At 67.3% G+C, this 19,217-nt stretch carries 17 protein-coding genes and 1 tRNA gene; 4 read left to right on the forward strand and 14 right to left on the reverse strand.

The window, feature by feature from the left end; all coding sequences use genetic code 11:
• Positions 1-91: 91 nt before the first annotated feature.
• The 3 genes from LQF09_RS03755 to nosZ form a co-directional block, all read right to left on the reverse strand.
• Positions 92-514, reverse strand: coding sequence for a transcription regulator (locus LQF09_RS03755; RefSeq protein WP_270069232.1), 423 nt, complete (start codon positions 512-514; stop codon positions 92-94).
• A gap of 17 nt (positions 515-531) precedes the next feature.
• A complete protein-coding gene (locus LQF09_RS03760) occupies positions 532-2,715 on the reverse strand; it encodes a NosR/NirI family protein (protein ID WP_002938409.1) in 2,184 nt (727 codons plus the stop codon).
• Positions 2,716-2,877: 162 nt separating this feature from the next.
• Positions 2,878-4,827, reverse strand: a complete 1,950-nt coding sequence (gene nosZ, locus LQF09_RS03765) for a TAT-dependent nitrous-oxide reductase (RefSeq protein WP_002938410.1) — start codon at positions 4,825-4,827, stop codon at positions 2,878-2,880.
• A gap of 242 nt (positions 4,828-5,069) precedes the next feature.
• On the opposite strand from nosZ, the gene LQF09_RS03770 reads away from it, so the two are divergent.
• Genes LQF09_RS03770 through LQF09_RS03780 form a run of 3 tightly spaced genes read left to right on the forward strand, consistent with a single transcriptional unit; the run spans position 5,070 to position 7,812 of the window.
• Positions 5,070-6,380 carry an ATP-binding protein gene (locus LQF09_RS03770; protein ID WP_270069233.1) on the forward strand — a complete coding sequence of 437 codons (1,311 nt, stop codon included), beginning with the start codon at positions 5,070-5,072 and terminating at the stop codon, positions 6,378-6,380.
• Positions 6,377-6,919 carry a response regulator transcription factor gene (locus LQF09_RS03775; RefSeq protein WP_002931081.1) on the forward strand — a complete coding sequence of 181 codons (543 nt, stop codon included), beginning with the start codon at positions 6,377-6,379 and terminating at the stop codon, positions 6,917-6,919. The genes LQF09_RS03770 and LQF09_RS03775 overlap by 4 nt, the downstream gene beginning before the upstream one ends.
• Positions 6,916-7,812: a DMT family transporter gene (locus LQF09_RS03780; RefSeq protein WP_443081771.1), complete on the forward strand. Its 897-nt coding sequence runs from the start codon at positions 6,916-6,918 to the stop codon at positions 7,810-7,812. Before LQF09_RS03775 ends, LQF09_RS03780 begins: the two co-directional genes overlap by 4 nt.
• A gap of 33 nt (positions 7,813-7,845) precedes the next feature.
• Here LQF09_RS03780 and LQF09_RS03785 read toward each other — a convergent pair whose 3' ends face one another.
• The 4 genes from LQF09_RS03785 to ychF all read right to left on the reverse strand — a co-directional run bounded on the left by LQF09_RS03785 (position 7,846) and on the right by ychF (position 12,074).
• The gene (locus tag LQF09_RS03785; protein ID WP_002931077.1) at positions 7,846-8,781 is read right to left on the reverse strand and encodes a mechanosensitive ion channel family protein; all 936 of its coding nucleotides are present in this window, start codon (positions 8,779-8,781) and stop codon (positions 7,846-7,848) included.
• A gap of 1 nt (position 8,782) precedes the next feature.
• Positions 8,783-9,577: a hypothetical protein gene (locus LQF09_RS03790; RefSeq protein ID WP_002931076.1), complete on the reverse strand. Its 795-nt coding sequence runs from the start codon at positions 9,575-9,577 to the stop codon at positions 8,783-8,785.
• A gap of 14 nt (positions 9,578-9,591) precedes the next feature.
• A complete protein-coding gene (locus LQF09_RS03795) occupies positions 9,592-10,464 on the reverse strand; it encodes a hypothetical protein (protein WP_270069235.1) in 873 nt (290 codons plus the stop codon).
• A 518-nt stretch (positions 10,465-10,982) separates the two neighbouring features.
• The gene (ychF, locus tag LQF09_RS03800; RefSeq protein WP_270069236.1) at positions 10,983-12,074 is read right to left on the reverse strand and encodes a redox-regulated ATPase YchF; all 1,092 of its coding nucleotides are present in this window, start codon (positions 12,072-12,074) and stop codon (positions 10,983-10,985) included.
• Positions 12,075-12,291: 217 nt separating this feature from the next.
• On the opposite strand from ychF, the gene LQF09_RS03805 reads away from it, so the two are divergent.
• Entirely contained in the window at positions 12,292-13,206 is a 915-nt protein-coding gene (locus tag LQF09_RS03805; RefSeq protein WP_270069237.1) for an ATP adenylyltransferase family protein, read from the forward strand.
• Between the two features lie 14 nt (positions 13,207-13,220).
• Here the strand turns inward: LQF09_RS03805 and pth are convergent, their stop codons facing one another.
• From pth to LQF09_RS03840, 7 genes are all read right to left on the reverse strand, one after another.
• Entirely contained in the window at positions 13,221-13,892 is a 672-nt protein-coding gene (gene pth, locus LQF09_RS03810) for an aminoacyl-tRNA hydrolase (protein ID WP_270069238.1), read from the reverse strand.
• Positions 13,893-13,931: 39 nt separating this feature from the next.
• Positions 13,932-14,531 carry a 50S ribosomal protein L25/general stress protein Ctc gene (locus LQF09_RS03815; protein WP_002931056.1) on the reverse strand — a complete coding sequence of 200 codons (600 nt, stop codon included), beginning with the start codon at positions 14,529-14,531 and terminating at the stop codon, positions 13,932-13,934.
• 90 nt (positions 14,532-14,621) lie between these two features.
• Positions 14,622-15,572, reverse strand: coding sequence for a ribose-phosphate pyrophosphokinase (locus tag LQF09_RS03820; protein ID WP_002931055.1), 951 nt, complete (start codon positions 15,570-15,572; stop codon positions 14,622-14,624).
• A 92-nt stretch (positions 15,573-15,664) separates the two neighbouring features.
• Positions 15,665-15,741 (reverse strand) — tRNA-Gln (locus tag LQF09_RS03825).
• 45 nt (positions 15,742-15,786) lie between these two features.
• Positions 15,787-16,686 carry a 4-(cytidine 5'-diphospho)-2-C-methyl-D-erythritol kinase gene (gene ispE / locus LQF09_RS03830; protein WP_270069239.1) on the reverse strand — a complete coding sequence of 300 codons (900 nt, stop codon included), beginning with the start codon at positions 16,684-16,686 and terminating at the stop codon, positions 15,787-15,789.
• A complete protein-coding gene (lolB, locus tag LQF09_RS03835; protein WP_270069240.1) occupies positions 16,668-17,288 on the reverse strand; it encodes a lipoprotein insertase outer membrane protein LolB in 621 nt (206 codons plus the stop codon). Before lolB ends, ispE begins: the two co-directional genes overlap by 19 nt.
• Positions 17,285-19,003: a tetratricopeptide repeat protein gene (locus LQF09_RS03840; RefSeq protein ID WP_270069241.1), complete on the reverse strand. Its 1,719-nt coding sequence runs from the start codon at positions 19,001-19,003 to the stop codon at positions 17,285-17,287. Before LQF09_RS03840 ends, lolB begins: the two co-directional genes overlap by 4 nt.
• Positions 19,004-19,217: the final 214 nt, after the last annotated feature.

A 19,217-nucleotide genomic window follows, 5' to 3' on the forward strand; every position in this document is an offset into this window, starting at 1 on the left:
GCGCCAGTGTGCGACGAAGTGCCGCATGCTGCCTTGATCTGGGTGAAGCAGCGCTCCGCCTTTTTTCAACCAGCCCGTTGCCGGGCTGCGCTCAGATCACGATCAGGCCGAGGCTCTTGAGGCCGATGAAGAGCACAGCGCCGACCAGCAGGTTCTTGAAGCCGACGTAGCACACCATGTCCATCGGGCTGGCCTTGCGGTAGCGCCGGCCCCACCAGGGGCCGTCCTTCACGTAGGGCTTGGCGCCCATGCGCACCACGACCTCGAAGACACTCCAGCCGAACCACCAGCCGATGATGGCGCCAGGTGTCAGGTTGCCCATTGCGGCCAGTACCCAGGCCACCGTGGCGGCGACCGCAATAGCCAGCCCCGCCGCCTGCACGGCGCGTTGGCGCTCGAACCCGCTGCGGCTCCACGGCCAGATGTGGTCCCAGGCCTCGGCCAGCAGGCGGGTTGCACCCTGGTCCTCGTAGGGTGGGTGGACGGCTTCGGTCAGGATGCGCGGATCGACCATTCTCGTGTCCTCCTGGTTCAGGCTTTAGGGGTGGCTGCAGCCACCGGCTTGATCGGAATGTAGTAGCCGTCGGCGCCGATGGGGGTGAGTGCCAGGCCGGCCTTGGTGCGGCGCTTGCGCTCCTGGGCCAGGGGGGGGCAGGCGTGCTCGTCGGTGTACATCACCATGCAGTCGAGGCAGAGCATGCACTCGCGGTGGTCGATGCGGCCCTTGTCATCGATCGCCAGCGATCCGCAGCCCACGGCGCAGGCCTTGCACGAGTCGCATTCCTGCTTGCGCTTGAGGCCGAACCAGCGGAAGGTCGAAGGCATGGCGAGCGCTGCGCCGAGCGGGCACAGGTACTTGCAGAACGGCCGCTCGGTGAAGATCGATAGCCCGAGCAGACCCGCAGCGAACAGGGTGTAGGGCCAGCTGCGGCTGAACAGGCCGACGAGGAAGGTGGTCTTGAAGGGCTCGACCTCGGCCAGCTTCTCGGCCAGACCCATCGACAGCATGGACACCGCAAGCAGGCCGAAGAACACGAAGTACTTCACCCACTTCAGGCGGTTGTGCCACTTCATCGGCAGCATGAACTGGAAGCGCTTGAGGCCGAGCTTGGCGCCCACCTTGTACAGCAGCTCGGACAGCGAGCCGAAGGGGCACAGCCAGCCGCAGAACAGGCCGCGTCCCCACACGAACACGGTGACGATGATGAAGATCCAGAACAGGAAGATGAAGGGGTCGGTCAGGAACAGCTCCCACTTCCACTGGAACAGCAGGGCGTGGAACCAGGTCAGCACCTGGGTGATCGAGGGCTGCGCAAGCAGGTAGAAGCCGACGAAGAAGATGCTGATGAGCCAGGCCGCGTACTTGAAGCCATCGACCGGCCACTTGTTCTTGCGTGTGGACAGACGGGTCAGGCGGTCGCGCATCGCATACACGGCGGCGACGCCGACGAGCAGGATGGAGAACAGTACGATCTCGACCGCGCGCATCTTCCATACGCGCACCCAGGGGGCATCGGGCTTGACGACCTTGGGCCGGCCGCCCTCCATGTACTTCGCAGGCACCCAGTATTCGCTGTCGAAGCTGACGAAGTCGCGGTGGCCGGTGTTGCGGTCGAGCTTGTTGCCGAGGAAGACCAGGCTCCACGGGTAGGCTGCTGCAAAACCCGGGTCGCGGATGATGAAGATCGCCGACTCCTTGTAGCTCGGGGCGCCGGGCGCCTGCACACCCCAAAGGTTGAGGTAGTCGAGGTCGCGGAATGTGTAGGCGTCCATGTCCTGGCTCACCTGCACGCGGTCATAGATGCCGCCGCGTACGAAACCCGAGCCCTTGAACGAGTCGTAGCCGTTGGAGATGATGAAGATCGCGTGCTCGTTGTCCTTCAGGCGCGACATCAGGCTGGTGTAGCCGCTCTCGCCGAGGATGCTCTTGCCGACCGAGGGCGTGTTCAGGTGGCCAAAGAACATGTCCACATAAGGCTCAGCGGTGCGTGGCATGCCCAGTTGTTCGGACTTCACGGTCAGGCGGCGTACGCTGCCGTCCTTGAGCAGCTGCTCCCAGCTCAGACGCTCGTCGATGGCCGAATAGCGGATCGCCGGCCGTGGTTCGACCTTCAGGATGCCGACCTGGCGTGCGATCGCCACGCCCGAGCGCATCACCACCTGGTTCTGAGCGATCACCGTGACGGTGGCGCCGGTGATCGCATCGAGGCCGATGTAGCCTTCCTCGTTGCGCGCCTTGCCGATCTCGATCTTGTCGCCGACGAACTTGCCCAGGTATTGGTTGACGAACTTCGTCAGCACGCTCTCGGGAATGCCCAGCAGCAGGATGGGTTCGCTGTGGCGCAGGATCTTGGTCCCGGTAATGATGCCGTCAGTATCCATGCCGATCAGTGTGATCACGGGCTTGCCGGAGTACGCGGGGATATCCACGATGTCGGTCGACAGGAACACATAGCCCACGAGCTTGCGTTGGCCCGCGTCGTCACGGTAGCCCTCGACGTAGGTCGGCTTGCCCATGCGGTGCGAGAAGCTGCTGGCGGCCGGCAGCACCTCGGTACAGGCAACATGCGCGCAGAGGTCGGGGTCGGTGTTGATCTGGGCGGGCAGCGGGGCCTCGTATGCGGTCTGGGCGAATGACGGCGGGCTGCCGAGCAGGGTGGCGACGGCCAGCAAAGCACCCATGGTGGCGCTGCGCAGGGCGGAGAACGGGTTCATGATGCGCTCCGGTTGAAAGCTGGCGGAGAGTCTATTGAGGCCCGCCGCCGCCTGCCTTGTTCATTATCAAATTCTAATTTTTTGATGGGCGAAATGACGCTCCATCAAAAGACACAAGGGGCTTTCGCCCCTTGTGTCTTCCAGCCTGGATATTGCTTTGCGTTATGCCTCGACGATCATCCGCGAGCGCATCTCGAGGTGCAGGGCGTGGCAGAAATGGGTGCAGTAGCACCAGAACACGCCGGGCTTGTCGGCGATGAAGGTCACCGAGGCCGTCTCCTGCGGATTGACGATGAAGTTGACGTTGTACTTCGGGATCGCGAAGCCATGCGTCAGATCCTCGATCTTGTCGAGGTTGGTCAGGATGATCGTGACCTCGTCGCCGAGTTGCAGCTTGAACTCGCGCGGCTCGAAGGCCGGCGCCAGCGAGGTGATCTTCACCGTCACCTTGTTGCCGTCGCGGAAGACGCCGGCTTCCTTCGGGTCCTTGACCGCGAGCGGGAACTCGTTGATGTCATAGACCTGCTTGGGCTGCAGCAGCTCACGCTTGAAGATGATGAAGTCGTGCGGTTCGGGACGGACAGGGTGGTCCGCCACCAGCACCATCTTCTCGCCGGAGATGTCGACAAACTGCTCGGTCTCGGCGTGCAGAGGGCCGACGGGCAGGAAGCGGTCCTTGGAGAACTTGCAGCCCACGCACAGCCACTTGCCGTCGGCGAACATGGTTTCGGACTGCGACGCGTTGATGTGGCCGGGCTGGTAATGCACGTCCAGGCGGTCGACCACGTACTGCGCGCTCTTGTCACCGCTGTGGAACTTGATGGCGGCGTCCACGTTCCACTTGACGATCTGGCTGTCCAGGAACAACGTGGTGTAGGCGTTGCCGCGGCCATCGAAGGCGGTGTGCAGGGGGCCGAGGCCGAGCTCGACTTCGGCCACGATGGTCTTGTCTTCGTCATCCACCTTGCCGTCGAACCAGTCCAGCACCTTGGACAGTTCGATGACGGTGGCGGTCGGCGACAGCTTGCCGGCGCAGATGAAGTACTTGCCGTCCGGGCTGGCATTCACGCCGTGCGGGTTCTTCGGCACGGAGACGGAGCACACCAGCGCGGTCTTCGGGTCGGTGTTGGCCGCCTTGGTGGCGTCGACCACCGGCACGCGGGACGTGCCGTAGGTGGTGTACTTGCCGTCCTTCACCGCTTGCTCGATGCGGGCAATGTTGAAGAACAGGCAGGCGTCGCGCTCGGCCGACATCATGCCTTCGTAGTGGTAGCCGCCTTCAGTGTTGTACTGGTTGGTTGCGGCGAGCTTGCCGTCGAAGGACGTGGCGACGAGGTCGCAGTTGCCGTCGATCAGCGCTTGCCAGCGCACTTCCATGGTCTCGGCGTCAACGCAGGAGAACAGCGTCCGGTACTTCTCCGGGCTGTCGACGTCGCGGCCGTCGTTCGGCAGCGGGACATGGAACTCGGCGCCGCAGAACACGCGGGTGGTGTAGTTGATCGCCGGGTCCACCGGGTCGCGCTTGTCCGGGAAGATGCCGTGGAAGCCCTGCACGTTGGGCAGCTCGGTGATCTTGTCGCAGATGAAGTAGTCGAGGCGGATACGGGCGATGCGGCTGTTGATCTTGTCGTTGATCCAGGCGTAGCGGCCGTCGTAGTTGCCGTCCTTGTAGGAGGCATGGGTGTGGTGGGTGTCACCGACGGTGTAACGCAGGCTACCGTCAGCCTTGGTGCCCATGATCTTCTTGGATTCGTTGGTGTGGCCCCAGCCCACCAGTGCGTCCGGCACGAAGCAGGGCACACGGTGCAGTTCGCGCCCGGAAGGCAGACCGAGCACGCGGAAGTCGCCAGTGTGGCCGCCCGACCACAGGCCGTAGTAGGTGTCGAGTTCGCCCGGCTTCAGGTGCGGATCGTTGTAGGCGGCCTTGGCTGCGGCGACAGGTGCGCCAGCGGCGGCCGGTGCGCCGGCTGCGGGAGCGGACTCCTTGTTGCAGGCGGACAAGCCGACCGACAGGCCTGCACCCGCCAGGCCTGCGAAGGCGGCGGTGTTCAGGAACTTGCGGCGGCTAGGATCGGGCATCGCCTCGACCGTGTTCATCTTGGTTTCTTGCATGGTTCGTCGCTCCCGTATTCACATAAGATCGCCGGCATCCAGTCAATCACTGCGCCCTGCGCCCCTCGCGCCGGGTTGGCTGTGCGGCCTGCCTGTGACAATTTGTCCTGTGACGTTTTGTCCTGTGACGTTTTGTCGCAGGGTCATTCTATGAAGCAGCCATGGCATAAACCTTGATGTACCGCAAAGACAGGGACGTGCCCCTGACGTGAAAAGGGATATCCATAACCGGAGTGAATGGCATGCGCATGGAGGTGGAAGGGGGGCGGGTCGAAACGTCAGGGTTGAGCGCAGTGCGCACGAACCGGGCGCGCTTGCTGCAGTTGCGCTGGGTGTCGCTGGCGGCGATGGCCGCGATGAGCTTTGTGGTGTTTCCATGGCTGGTGCCAGCGCAGCCGTTGGCGCCGCTGGCGGGCGTGACGTTCGCACTGCTGGCGGTCAATCTGGCCTTGCTGGCGGATGTGGCGCGCTGGCTGGTGGGGCGCTGGGGCGCCTTCCTGCAGCTGACGGTGGATCTTGTCGCCTGGGGTGCCTTCCTGTATTTCACCGGCGGTGTCGCCAACCCGGCGATCTCATTGCTGCTGCCGGTGGTGGCGATTGGCGCATCCATCCTGCCGGCTGCTCAGGGCTGGGCGCTGGCTGTGCTGGCAGTCGGGGTCTATTCCTTCCTGTGGCGCTTTCACGAGCCGGTGCGCCTCACTGACAGCGGGCTCGCCATGCAGTGGCACCTGGCCGGCATGTGGATCAGCTTCGTATTCGCGGCGGTGACGGTGGTGTGGTTCATCGCCCGCCTCAATGCCGAACTCGCCCGCCGCGAGGCCGAGTTGGCCGAAGCCAACGCAGCGCGTGCGCGCGACGCCTACGTGGTCGGCCTGGGCAAGCTCGCCGCTGGCGCGGCGCACCGGCTCGGGACGCCGTTGGGAACGATGCGCATCCTTGCCGGCGAACTGGCTCGGCGCACGGACCTTGATGCCGAGGTGCGCGACGATCTGGAGCTCGTGCGCGAGCAGGTCGACCACTGTCGCGACATCCTCAACAGTCTCACCCGCGAGGCTGGGCAGCAGCGCGCGGAAGGCGGTGGCGCCGTAGAAGTGCGCGTCTGGGTGGACCAGGTGGCGGCGCGCTGGCGGCAACTGCGTCCCGGCGTCGCTGTCCAGGTGCAGGGCGAGGGGGGCAGCATCGTCGCCGATGCCTCGCTCGGCGAAGCCTTGCACAACCTCATCGATAATGCGGCCAACGCCAATCAGCACATGTGCGCCACAGCCGGCGCCGTTGTCGCGGCCGATGTAGCCGGCGCGATCGAGGTGTCGATCACCGCAAGCGCCGGGCTGGCGTGCATCGAGGTCGCCGACCGCGGGCCGGGCCTGTCCGCGGCGCGCATCGATGCTGCGCGCCGGGCGCCGCTCGGGGCTCATGCCCAGGGCATGGGGGTGGGATTGATGCTCGCCCACGCCGCGGTCGAGCACCATGGCGGTCGGCTGGAGTTCCGTCCGCGGCCCGGCGGTGGCACCATTGCGCGCTTGATGATTCCGTCCCAGGCTGCAGTGCAATGATTGCCGACAATGCTCCCACCCTGCTCGTCGTCGATGACGACCCCGCCTTCAACAGGGTGCTGGTGCGCGCGCTTGCTCAGCGCGGCTTTGATACCTATGGCGCCACCGACAGCGAAGGGGCGCTCGAGCTTGCCGGGGACCATACCCCCGAGTTCATCGTGCTCGACCTCAATATCGGTGGCGAATCCGGCCTCAAGCTTATCCGCCCCCTGCTCGATGCCAGTCCGGGGGTGCGCATCCTGGTGCTGACCGGCTACGCGAGCATCGCCACCGCGGTCGATGCCGTCAAGCTCGGTGCGGTGCAGTACCTCGCCAAGCCAGCCGAGGTCGATGCCATCATCAAGGCGTTGCGAGCCGAGGATGTGATCATCGACGATCACGCGCCGGGCGCGCCGATGTCGGTCGATCGCCTGGAGTGGGAGCATATCCAGCGCGTGCTCGCCGAACACGAGGGCAACATCTCGGCGACAGCGAGGGCGCTGCAGATGCACCGGCGCACGCTGCAGCGCAAGCTCGCACGTCCGCCGGGCGGCGTGTGAGCGCGGTGACGCCCCCCGCCCACACTCTGAAGGCCGACCTGTGGCTGCTGGCGACCACGCTGCTGGCTGCCGCCGGCTGGATCTTTTCCAAGGAGGCGCTCGCCGGGCTGGCGCCGCTGCAATTCGTCAGCCTGCGCTTTCTGCTGGCCGGCGTGGTGCTGCTCGCCTTCGCCTGGCCACAGCTGCGCCGCCTCACGGCGGCGGGCCTCAGGGGCGCCCTGATCGTCGGCGCGCTGTTCGCCGCGGCGATGGCGCTGTGGATCACTGGCCTGGAGCACGCCACCCACATCGGCGAAGGCGCCTTCATCTCCAGCCTTGGCATCGTCATGGTGCCGCTGATCGGCTGGCTGCTGTTCGGCGAGCGCCCGCCGCGCATCACCTGGGTGGCGATGCCGCTCGCGCTGCTGGGCTTTGCCTGCCTGTCGCTCGAGCAGGGCTTCCGCTTCGAGCCCGGGCAGTGGTTCTTCCTCGGCGCCGCGCTGGTGTTTGCTGTGTTGTTCACGCTCAACAGCCGCATCGTGCGCAACGTGCCGCCGCTGGCGCTGAGCGCGGTGCAGGTGCTGATGGTCGCGGTGTTGATGCTGCCGCTGTCGCTGCTGCTGGAGCGCTGGCCGGAAACGGTCGCCGCCCCGGTCGTGGGCTGGCTGCTCGCCAGCGCCATCCTCGCCACCACACTGCGCTTCTTCGTCCAGCTGCGCGGCCAGAGCCTGACCAGCGCCAGCCACGCGGCGGTGATCCTGATGCTCGAGCCGATGTGGACCGCGCTGGTGGCGGCGTGGTGGTTCGGCGAGACGATGAGCGCGCAACAGTTCCTCGGCTGCGCGTTGATCTTCTCGGCGCTGGTGCTGAGCCGCTGGCGCTGGGTCAGGGATTTGCTGCGCAGTCTGGGCTGAAGGGGCAGCACGCGCCCGCGGCCGGGCCGCGCCTCACAGCGTTTCGTCCCGCATCGTGCCGCGCAGTGCACAAGGCGCCGCCGCCGGCGTACGCTCGAAGCGCACGCCCCGTTCCCGTAGGGCGAGATCGATCAGGCTGAACACCTCGTCGCGGCACATGGGCTCGCGGTCGTGCTGAGGCACCCAGTACTTCACCCGGTAGCTGATGCCCTGGGGGCCGTACTGCACCACCTGTACCTCGGGCGGCTTGCCGTCCACCAGGCTGTGGGCGCCGTCCAGCGCCACGCGGATCAGCTCCCTGGCCTCGGCCACCGGCAGGTCCACCGGCAGGGTGAGCTCGACATGGTCGCGGTACTCCTTGCGCGGCGCGCTGAAATTGGTGATGCGCTGGCGCGAGATCTGGCTGTTGGGCAGGATCACGTAGGTGCTGTCGCGCGTGACGAGGCGGGTGGTGCGCCAGCCGATCTCCTGCACCCGTCCCTGCGCCAGGGTCTCGATCCGCACCCAGTCGCCCATGCGAAACGGCGCCTCGATGCCGAGCGCAATGCCCGACAAGGTGTCCGCGACCACGTTGCGGATGGCGAAGCCCAGCACCGCCAGCACCAGGCCCGAGCCGGTCAGCAGGCCAGACAGGCCCTGGCGCAGCAGCAGTGACAGCGCCAGAAGGGTGGCCGCGGCGAAGAGGAGGACCCGGAACAAGTCGAGCAGGACCTTGGGCACCGGCCGCTGCCCCTTGCGGCGCTGCGACAGCCGAGTGCTCACCAGCGCATGCAGCAGGTGGGCGCCGAACAGCAGGGCGAGGGCGAGGGCCGCATTGCGCACGGGTTCGCGCCAGCCCTGCAGCGGATGGGCGGCGGGCAGGCGCTGGAACAGGGGCTCGGCCAGGGCTGCGACCAACACCAGCAGAGCAAGCGCGGCCGCGGCGCGCAGCCAGGAGGGGATGGCGCTCGGCGCGTCGGGAGTCTTCATCTCAGCGGCTCCCCGGGGCGGCCGGGTGCAGCAGTTGGTGCGCGTGCAGTTGGGGCAGGCTCCAGCCCTCGCCCAGCAGCAGCATGCGGGTGTCGAGCGCGGCGGCGCGGGCGGCCGGCGCCTCGCTGCCGAGGTCGTGCATGCGCTTGGCCTGCAGGCTGACCCAGCGCAGCGGATGGCGGCGCGCCAGCGCGCGCCACAGGGCATGTGCCCCCTCGGACTGGCGCGCGCCGCTGACCAGGCACAGGCCGCGGCCCAGTGCCCAGGCGTAAACGGTGCTGGCGATGCCCCGACCCTGATAGGCAGGGGCGTACTTGGAATGCGGCGAGCGCACGTGGCGATCGGTGCGGCGGTCGACCTCGATCAGGCGGTTGAACACGGTGTAGCCGGCGAGGCAGCCGCGGCTCGGGTCCTCGACATACACATAGTGTTCGCCGTCGGCCTCGCGGTGATGGAAGATCAGGCCCGGCTGCAACGCGGCCAGGCGCGCGCAGGCGTTCATGGCGTCGCCCGGCGTGTGCAGGCGGCGGTAGAGGGAAGAGAGCTCGGCCTCGATGTCTTCGTCGGGCGGGTTGACGTCGATGCGCAGCTCGAGGCGCGGTGGGCGGATTTGGGGCGGAAGTGTGCGGTGGAGCGCGAGCAGGCGCCACGCCAGTGACAGCACGGCGTCCCAGGCGGTGCGCGTGGGCGGCGGCTGCGGAAAGGCCAGCGCCGAGCGCGGCGAGAAGCTGCTGCGGTGCGAGGGTGGGGTGTGCAGGTGGCCGAGCGAGCGGCGGCAAAGGGCGATTGCGTTCATTCGTCGTCCTCCCCTCAGCACGGTGCCGGACCGGCCCACCAGCCGCTCATCAGGCCCTCCGGGCGCTGCGGGGCGCTTACCCGCGCACTGCTCTCCCAGGCCTCCATCTGTACGTCGAGACCGGCAAAAACGCCGTAGCCCGTGCCAGCGCGGATGGCTTCGCCCGCGTTCAGGCTCTCGCCGGCACGGATGGCCCCGGCGGCACCAATCAACTTGCCGGCCTTGATGCCCCAACCGGCCTCCAGGTGCATGCCGACCTCGATCGAGCCGCCAGCGGCGATGCCCTGGCCAGCGCGCAGCGTGTGCGCGACGCGGATGTCGCCGCCTGCCTGCAGGCTTTTGGTGCAGCGTACGCCTTCGTCGCCTTCAAGATCGAGGCCGATGAAGGCGTTCCCTGCAATCCGCACGCGGCCGGCGCAGCGCAGATCCCAGCCGATGCGTACCTCACCGTCGCAGCGCAGCTCGCCGGCGCAGTCCACGCCCCAGCCCGCGCGCAGGTCGCCCCCTACGCGCAGCTCGGCCTCGGCGCGGATGCTGCCCTCTATGCGCAGGTCGGCACCGATGCGCAACTCGCCGCCGGCGCGTACCCCGGCACCGGCATGCAGCGAGCGTCCGACACGCACGATGCCTTCGACATCGACGCTGCCGCGCACCTCGAGCGTACCGGCGAATACGATTGCCTCGGCCTCGATCGCGTCGAGCACGCGGACCTCATCGGTGGGGCCGAACTGCTCGAGCAGCCAGCAGGCGTCGCCGACGCGGCCGGCAGCCACCATCTCGTCGAGCATGTCCTGATAGTTGGCGCCGTCGCCGAACTGGCGGACGAACCAGCGAAAACCGTCTGTGCAGGGCCGCTTCGCCCTGACGAAACTGCGTGTGAGAACCATTGCATCACCCTCGTGCATCGCCTGGCCGCGCCAAGGCGCGGCATCCTGGGGTGCAGCCGATGGGGGCGTCGATGACCGGGGTGGCCCGGATGGACCGGGGCCTGACCGCCTGGGCGGTCTGGGAGCGGGGGACTGGACAGGTGCCCGCAGCGGCTGCACGTTGATCGGGAGGCGCGTCATGCGCGTCCCGGGCAAGGTGCCGTGCGGGGGTGGGGCTTAGCCCCGGTACTGGCCCCGCACGGCCTGGGAAAGCACGGCGGGAGACCCTGTAACCTTGAACGCGAGCTGGGTCGCGAGATCGCGCAGCGGCGACATCATGCTGCGCGCGCGCACACGCCCACCCGCACGGACTGGCGCGCGGCAGCGGGTGAGGCGGTGGTGAGCAGACATGTTCATGTGGCGGGCGATTGCTGACTATCGCCTTATTGTAGGCTACAACGGGGGACGTGTGGCCGGCTGCGGGGGCGCGTCATGCAGCCGGCTCGGTCCGTAAGCGTTGTGTGTCAGGTCGAGGTGCTTTAGACGTTGAACAGGAAGTTCAGTACGTCGCCGTCCTTGACCACGTACTCCTTGCCTTCGGCGCGCATCTTGCCCGCTTCCTTGGCGCCGGCCTCGCCCTTGCAGGCGATGAAGTCGTCGAAGGCGATGGTCTGGGCGCGGATGAAGCCACGCTCGAAGTCGGTGTGGATGACGCCGGCTGCCTGCGGCGCGGTGTCGCCGACGTGGATGGTCCACGCGCGCACTTCCTTGACGCCCGCGGTGAAGTAGGTCTGCAGGCCAAGCAGCTTGTAGCCCGCGCGGATCAGGCGGTCGAGACCGGGTTCTTCCAGGCCCATGGTCTCGAGGAACTCCTTTTTGTCGGCGTCCTCGAGGTCGGCGATCTCCGCCTCGATCGCCGCGCACAGCGCCACGACCTCGGCGCCTTCGGCGGCGGCATGGGCGCGCACGGCGTCCAGGTGCGGGTTGTTCTCGAAACCGTCCTCGGCGACGTTGGCGGCATAGAGCACCGGCTTGGCGGTGATCAGGCAGAAGGGCTTGAGGCTGGCCCATTCTTCCCTGGCGAGCTCGAGCGCGCGCACCGGTTTGCCCTGGTCGAGCTGGGCGAAGCACTTCTCGAGCACGGCGAAGAGGATCTTGGCCTCCTTGTCGCCCGAAGCGGCAGGGCGCTTGTAGCGGTTGATGGCCTTCTCGACGGTGGCCATGTCGGCCAGGGCGAGCTCGGTGTCGATGACCTCGATGTCGCGGATCGGGTCGACGCTGCCGGAGACGTGGATCACGTTGTCGTCGGCGAAGCAGCGCACGACGTGCACGATGGCGTCGGTCTCGCGGATGTTGGCGAGAAACTGGTTGCCCAGGCCTTCGCCCTTGGATGCGCCGGCGACAAGGCCGGCGATGTCGACGAATTCGACGATGGCGGGCTGGATCTTCTGCGGCTTGACGATCTCGGCCAGCTGGGCCAGGCGCGGATCAGGCACCTCGACGATGCCGACATTGGGCTCGATGGTGCAGAAGGGGTAGTTCTCGGCCTGGATGCCGGCCTTGGTCAGCGCATTGAACAGGGTCGACTTGCCGACGTTGGGCAGGCCGACGATTCCGCATTTCAGGCTCATGTGAATCCTTGATCGTTCCGGTGCGCGCCGCCGCTCGCAGGGCTACGGGCTTGATCCGGTGTGGAAAACCCCGGATTGTACCGCGTCGCAGTGTGGTGCTCCAAAGGCGATCCCTTCGCATGACGAGACGAGGCGGCGTGGCTCTTGTCCTGTGCCTGGCCTACAATCGTCCGTCCTGCATTTGTGCAAAACAGAAACCAGAAACAGGGAGACATGGATGAACGCGAGCTGGATCGAGGCGATCGACGACCGTAGCACGGCGGCGCTGGCGTCGGGGGCGCTGGTGCCGGTGCAGGCCGAGCAGATCGAGATGGAGGACGCCGGCATGCGCTTCATCGTGCGCTGGGTGTCCTCGCTGGCGGCCAAAGATGCGAGCAAGGCAGCCGCCGCGGTGAAGGTTGAGGGCGCCAGGGACGACAAGACGGTGGCGATCCCCGGCGGTCCGCGCGACCCGAACTTCAATCCCTTCCTCAATCCCGACCCCGAACTCACCGTCGGGCCGGTCGGACCCGGGCATGTCGCGATCCTGAACAAGTTTCCGCTGTGCGCGCGTCACCTGGTGCTGGCGCGGCGAGAGTTCGCCGAGCAGTTGTCACCGCTGGCGCTTTGTGACTTTGCCGCGCTTGCCGAGCTGATGGCCGCGGCAGGCGGGATCGGGCTCTACAACGGCGGCGCTGCCGCGGGCGCCAGCCAGCGCCACAAGCATGTGCAGTGGATGCCGGAGGCCGAGGGCAATGCCAGCCTGCGCCTGTTCGTGCCCGGGCTGCCGGCAGCGCTGGCAGAGCAGGGGGTGGCCACGCATCCGGCGCTGCCGATGCGGCACTGCTTCGTGCGTGTGCGCTGCGGACGGGGTGAGGCGGTGGCCGTGTCAGCCGACAGCCTGCTGGCGGGCTTCGAGCGTGCCTGTGCCGAGCTCGGGTTGCGCGCGGGCGAGGATGGCCTGCTGCCGCCCTTCAACCTACTCGTGGGTGATGGCTGGCTGCTGGCGATTCCGCGCAGCCGGGAGCATTTCGAGGGCATCTCGATGAGCGCAGTGTGCTTCGGCGGGACCTTATACACCCGCCACCGCGAGCAGATCGAGGCGATCCGCGCGGTGGGTCCGCTGCGCGCGCTGGCTGCAGTCGGCTACTGAGCGCGATCAGGGCCTCAGCCGTCCCCTGCGGGCGGCTCGTCCGAGCCGACGGCTGCGGGTGGCCCGGGGGGCTTGGGCGACTTCGGAGGTTTGGGCGGCGCGGGGCGTGCGTTGAGCCTGGTGGCGGCGGCATTGAGCTCGCCGCGCTGGATCTGCGGCCAGACCGCGAGCGCCTTGTCGATGGCCTCGTCGATCAGCTGCTGCTCTTCGCGCCGTGCCGGCTTGAGCACGAAATTGACCACCTCGTTGCGGTCGCCAGGGTGGCCGATGCCGATGCGCAGGCGCCAGTAGTCGTTGGTGCCGAGGTGGGCGGAGGTGTCCTTGAGTCCGTTGTGGCCGCCGAGGCCGCCGCCGAACTTGAGGCGCAGCTGGCCGGGCGGCACGTCGAGCTCGTCATGGACGACGAGGATCTCGGCCGGTTCGATGCGGTAGAAGCGCGCCAGCGCACCAATGGCCTGGCCGGAGCGGTTCATGTAGGTCTGTGGCATCAACAGCCACATGCCGGCTTCGCGCGCGTTGGCGACCAGGCCGTGGAAGCGTGATTCGTGCGAGAAGCGTACGCCGAACTTGTCGGCGAGCCGCTCACAAAACCAAAACCCGGCGTTGTGCCGGGTCTCGGAGTATTCGGCGCCCGGGTTGCCGAGGCCGACGATCAGACGAGGCGGGCGCATGGGCGCAGTGCTCATCAGTGTCGGCCTTGGCTGTACGGGCAGGGCTGTGGCCGATCAGGCCGCTTCGCCTTCGCCTTCGGTCGCAGCGCCCTTGACCAGCAGCGCGGTGGCGACCACGGGATCGCCTTCACCGTGCATCACCAGCTCGACACCGGCCGGCAGCTTGATCTGCGACACGTGCACCGACTGGCCGGCTTCCAGCGCGGACAGGTCGACCGAGATGAACTCGGGCAGATCCTTGGGCAGGCACTGGACGTCGATTTCGTTGATGGTGTGCGAGATCATGCAGCCACCGAGCTTGACGGCCGGGCTGACGTCGTCGCCGACGAAGTGCAGCGGCACCTTCAGGTGCATCTTCTGGTCGGCAGCGACGCGCTGGAAGTCGATGTGCAGCACTTGCTGCTTGAACGGGTGCCACTGGGTGTCACGCAGCACCACGGATTCCTTGGCGCCCTCGACCTCGATGCTCAGCACGGAGGCGTGGAAAGCTTCCTTGCGCAGCAGGTGGTAGAGCTCATTGTGGTCCATGGTGATCAGGCTGACTTCGCCCGCGCCGCCGTAGATGATGCCCGGCAGCTGGCCGGCGCGACGCAGGCGGCGGCTCGCACCCGTACCCTGAGCGTCACGCTTGGTGGCCTTGAATTCGATCTGCATTGTGTTGCTCCTGAGTGAAGAGTGTCTTCGCCCGCGACCAGGCGAAGACGGTGAAAGCCCGTACGGCACGGGGCCGTACGGGCGAAAGACTTATTCCATGAACAGCGAGGACACCGATTCCTCGTTGCTGATGCGCAGGATGGTGTCGGCGAGCAGGGAGGCGACCGAGACCTGGCGGATGCGGTTGCAGGCCTTGGCGTCCTCACGCAGCGGGATGGTGTCGGTGACGACGAGCTCGTCGAGCGCCGAATCATTGATGCGCGATACGGCTGCGCCCGATAGCACGGCGTGCGTGCAGTAGGACAGCACGCGCTTGGCGCCGTGCTCCTTGAGCGCGGCAGCCGCCTTGCACAGCGTGCCTGCGGTGTCGACGATGTCGTCCATGATCACGCAGGTGCGGCCTTCGACCTCGCCGATGATGTTCATGACTTCGGACACGTTGGCCTTGGGGCGGCGCTTGTCGATGATCGCCAGGTCGCATTCCATGCGCTTGGCGAAGGCGCGTGCGCGCACCACACCGCCGACGTCGGGCGAGACCACGAGCAGGTCGTCGTACTTCTGCTTGTCGAGGTCGGCGAGCAGCACCGGCGCCGCGTAGACGTTGTCCACCGCGATGTCGAAGAAGCCCTGGATCTGGTCGGCGTGCAGGTCCATGGTCAGCAGGCGCTGCACTCCCACGGCTTGCAGCATGTTGGCGACGACCTTGGCCGTGATCGGCACGCGCGCCGAGCGCGGGCGGCGGTCCTGGCGGGCGTAGCCGAAGTACGGGATGGCAGCGGTGATGCGGCCGGCAGAGGCGCGCTTGAGCGCATCGACCAGCACCAGCAGTTCCATCAGGTTGTCGTTGGTCGGCGAGCAGGTGGGCTGGAGGACGAAGACGTCCTTGCCACGCACGTTCTCGAGCAGTTCGACATTGACCTCGCCGTCCGAAAAGCGGCCGACGGTGGCCGAACCGAGGGAGATACCCAGACGTCGCGTCACATCGGCGCCAAGCTTGGGGTTGGCGTTGCCGGTGAAGACCATCAGGCTGCCGTGGGGCATTTCAGCTACTCCGAAGCCGTTTAAACGACGCGCGAATAAAAATTGTCGCGCAGAAACGACTCGGGCAGGCCCATGGCCTGCCCGTCGTCATCTGGCTGGGGAGGAAGGATTCGAACCCTCGAATGCCGGAATCAAAATCCGGTGCCTTAACCGACTTGGCGACTCCCCAAGAAACCTTTTCGCCCGCGATGCAGATCGCTTGGCAGGGCGGGCGCTATTGTAACCACTCGTAAAGCGGATGGCGAGCAAGACTGCGCGCTTTCCAAGCTTTCCAGCGTGGCGGACAACTTTTCGTGATGCGATCCGCCTGCTCTTCAGAGCGTGCTTCCGCAAATACGCAGGCGCCCGAGCCTGTCATTCTGGCTGGTGCAAAGGTGCTCAGCCAGTCGATCGCTTCTTGCACCTCCGGATAACGATTGCAGGCTACTGTCTGCAGGTCGTTTTGGGTGGTGCTTGCTGCGAAGTCCGCCATTTTGATGAGAGGTGTGTTGCGCGTCAAGTCCTTCGACGAAAAAATTTCTGCAGTCGGTATGGAGACGCCTGGCGACAGGATCACGTACCACGCCGAGGGCAGCCTCAGGGCTTGCAGCTGCTCGCCAACGCCCTCGGCGAAGGCGTCCTCGCCGAAGACGAAAACCGGCACGTCGGCGCCCAGTTCGAGTCCGATGGTCTGCAATTGCGCGCGTGACTGGCCGGTTTGCCAAAGGCGGTTGAGCGCGATCAACGTCGTGGCGGCATCGCTGCTGCCGCCGCCCAGCCCGCCGCCCATGGGCAGTTGCTTGTGCAGGGTAATGTCTGCCCCCAGGGTGGTGGCCGTGCGTTGTTGAAGCAGGCGTGCGGCGCGCACGACAAGGTCCTGTTCCTCGGCAACGCCAGCGATGGCGTTGGTGCGCCGGATGACGCCATCGGTGCGCAGCCGCAGGTCGATCGTGTCGCCCCAGTCGAGCAGGCGGAATGCGGTCTGCAGCAGGTGGTAGCCATCGGGCCGACGGCCGACGACGTGCAGGAAGAGGTTGAGTTTGGCGGGCGCTGGGCAGCCCAGCAGTTGGGTCGGCTTGCCGGCTTGCAGAACGGTGCCTAGGAGGGGGGGGGTGTTCAGGGCAGGATGGTCCATGAATCGGCTATCAGTCGGATGCGGGCATCGCCGCGGGAGATGTCCACCCGCGTGGGCAGGGCCTGGGCGCTGTCGTCGGCATAGGCGGCGTACTCGATCCGCCAGCCGCGGTCGATGAGCAGTACGGGGCGCCCGGCGGTGTCGCGCAGGCGCACCTCGGCGCTGCCGTCGGTGACTGCCTGCACCCACAGGCGCAGGCGCGCAGCGGGGATGTCGACGTTGAGCACCCGGGGAAGCAGCAGGTCTGCGCTTGGGGCCTCGATGATCGAGCCGTCGGCGGTGCTCAGGCGGGCGCCCTCAGCGCTGCTGTCGAGGCGGGCGGCGATCTGGCCGAGCGGGGACAGCAGCACCAGCGTATCGGCGTCGGGCGTGTGCTGCCACTCCAGCCTGCCGCTTGCACCCTGCACCCCGTCGCTTGCCGACAGGCGGCCTTCTAGCAGGAAGGCGGGCAATGCCGTGCGCGCGGCCGCGGGCGTGCCGCCTGCCGGCGATGAGGGGAGCAGGGGGGCGCATGCAGAGAGCGCCAGGCTGGCGCCCAGAGCCAGGATCAGCACGCGCCGCTGGCGGCCGTGCCGGCGGTGTGCAGGCTGCGCAGTGCTCATCGCACGCCCAGGCGCAGCGCGGTGTCGTTGAGCAGGCGGTTGTCCGGGTGGGCGCTCAAGGCCTCGTCGAAGATGCGGCGGGCCGCGTCCTTGCGCTCCAGCGCCCACAGCACTTCGCCGAGATGGGCTGCGATCTCGGCGTCCTGGCGGATGGAGTAGGCGCGCTCCAGGTGCTCGAGCGCGGCCAGCTTGTCGCCGCGTCGGAAGTGTACCCAGCCCAGACTGTCGAGAATGAAGGGGTCGTCGGGGGCGAGCTCGAGCGCGCGCTCGATCAGTTCGTGCGCTTCGTCCAGGCGCAGGTTGCGGTCTGCGAGCGAGTAGCCGAGGGCGTTGTGGGCGTGGGCATGCTCGGGGTCGAGCTCGATGATGCGGCGCAGGCGCGTCTCCATCAGGTCGATACGGTCGAGGCGCTCGGCCAGCATGGCCGATTCGTAGAGGAGGTCGGTATCGTCGGGTGTCTCGCGCAGGGCGTCATCGATCACCAGCAAGGCCTCGCCCGGCTGGTTCGCGTCGCGCAGCAGATGCACCTCGGCGAGGACCAGCCGGCGCTGGGTCTCGGGTTCGTCGGCTTCAGCCTGCAGCAGCGTCCGGGCTTCATCCAGGCGGCCTTCCTTCGCCAGGCTCTGGGCGCTGCGGATGATGGCTTCGGTGCGGTGTCCCTCGTCGCTGACATCGGCAAACCACTGGCGGGCGCGTTCGCCCTCGCCGCGTCCGTCGGCGATCTGGCCAAGGTGGAGGCGGATGATGTCGGCCTGCAGGTGCCCGGCGGAAAGGGCGCGCAGGAAGCTGGACTCGGCCTCGCTGGCTTCGCCGAGCTGGAGCGAAAGCAGGCCGACGGCATAGTGCAGCTCGGCATCCTCGGGCGCGCCGACGAGCAGGTGGCGGAACTCGGCACGCGCTTCGGCAAAGCGCTGGTTGCCGACCAGGGCGCGTGCGTAGGCCTGGCGCAGGCTGCGGCTTTCGGGCGCACGCTTGACCTCGGCTTCGAGCTGGCGCATGGCTTCGGCGCCGGCGCCCGCCTGTTGCAGGATCTGGGCCTTGAGCAGCACGCCGGGTTCCCAGCCCGGGCGCAGTGCGAGCGCGCTGTCGGCCGCAGCGAGGGCCTCCATCGGGGACTCGGCGATCATGGCGGCCTGCGCACGTGCGACATGGGCTTCAGGCACTTCAAGGTAGGGCTCGGTGAGGCGTTGCACGATCTCCTTGGCGGCCTGCTTGTCCGGGATGCGCGCGAGCGTGCGGTTGAGGCCGAGCAGGTTCTGCGGCAGGCGCTCGCTCGACTGGGCGAGCACCCGCGCGAGCTGGATCTGCACCGCGTCGAGATCGATGCTGTCGCGTGCCTCTCCGGATCCGGCGATGCTTGCAAGCAGGCGGCGGGCCTCCTCCGACTCCGGCGCGACTTCGCTCCAGATGTGCGCAGCCTGGATCGCGAGCTGGACGTTGCGCGAGTACATTGCGATCTCGGTGGCTCGGCGTGCGATGCGCGGGTCGCGGGTGGAGCGCGCAAGGTCGAGGTAGAGCTGGGCGGACAGGCCGATTTCGCCGCGGGCGCCGGCGATCTCGGCGAGCAGGAAGTGGTACAGCGTGCGCGCGGTGAGTTCCTGCGCGGGCAGTGCGCCGCCGACGATGTCGCCATTGGCTGCTACGGCGGTCCCGCCCGTGCCCAGCGCGAGTGCGAGGCAGACTGATCGGGCAAGGCGCTTCAAGTGGGTCTTCATGGGCAGGGTCCGGCAGACTTCGATCGATGCGGCGCGGGCCGCGGCGTTGCGGGGCCGTGTGCGGGCTGACGCGGGTTGGAGGGCTGATCTAGAATTCGGTTCGCGTCATGGTATGCAGTTCGATGCACTGCTCGCAAGCAGCGTGCGCCATTGGCACCGCCCGGCCCGCGAATGTGGGTGCTCCGCCCGCTGCGCCTTCCCTTCCCGTCACGGG

This window comes from Thauera sp. WB-2 (assembly GCF_027594845.1).
Classification (GTDB): Bacteria; Pseudomonadota; Gammaproteobacteria; order Burkholderiales; family Rhodocyclaceae; genus Thauera; species Thauera mechernichensis.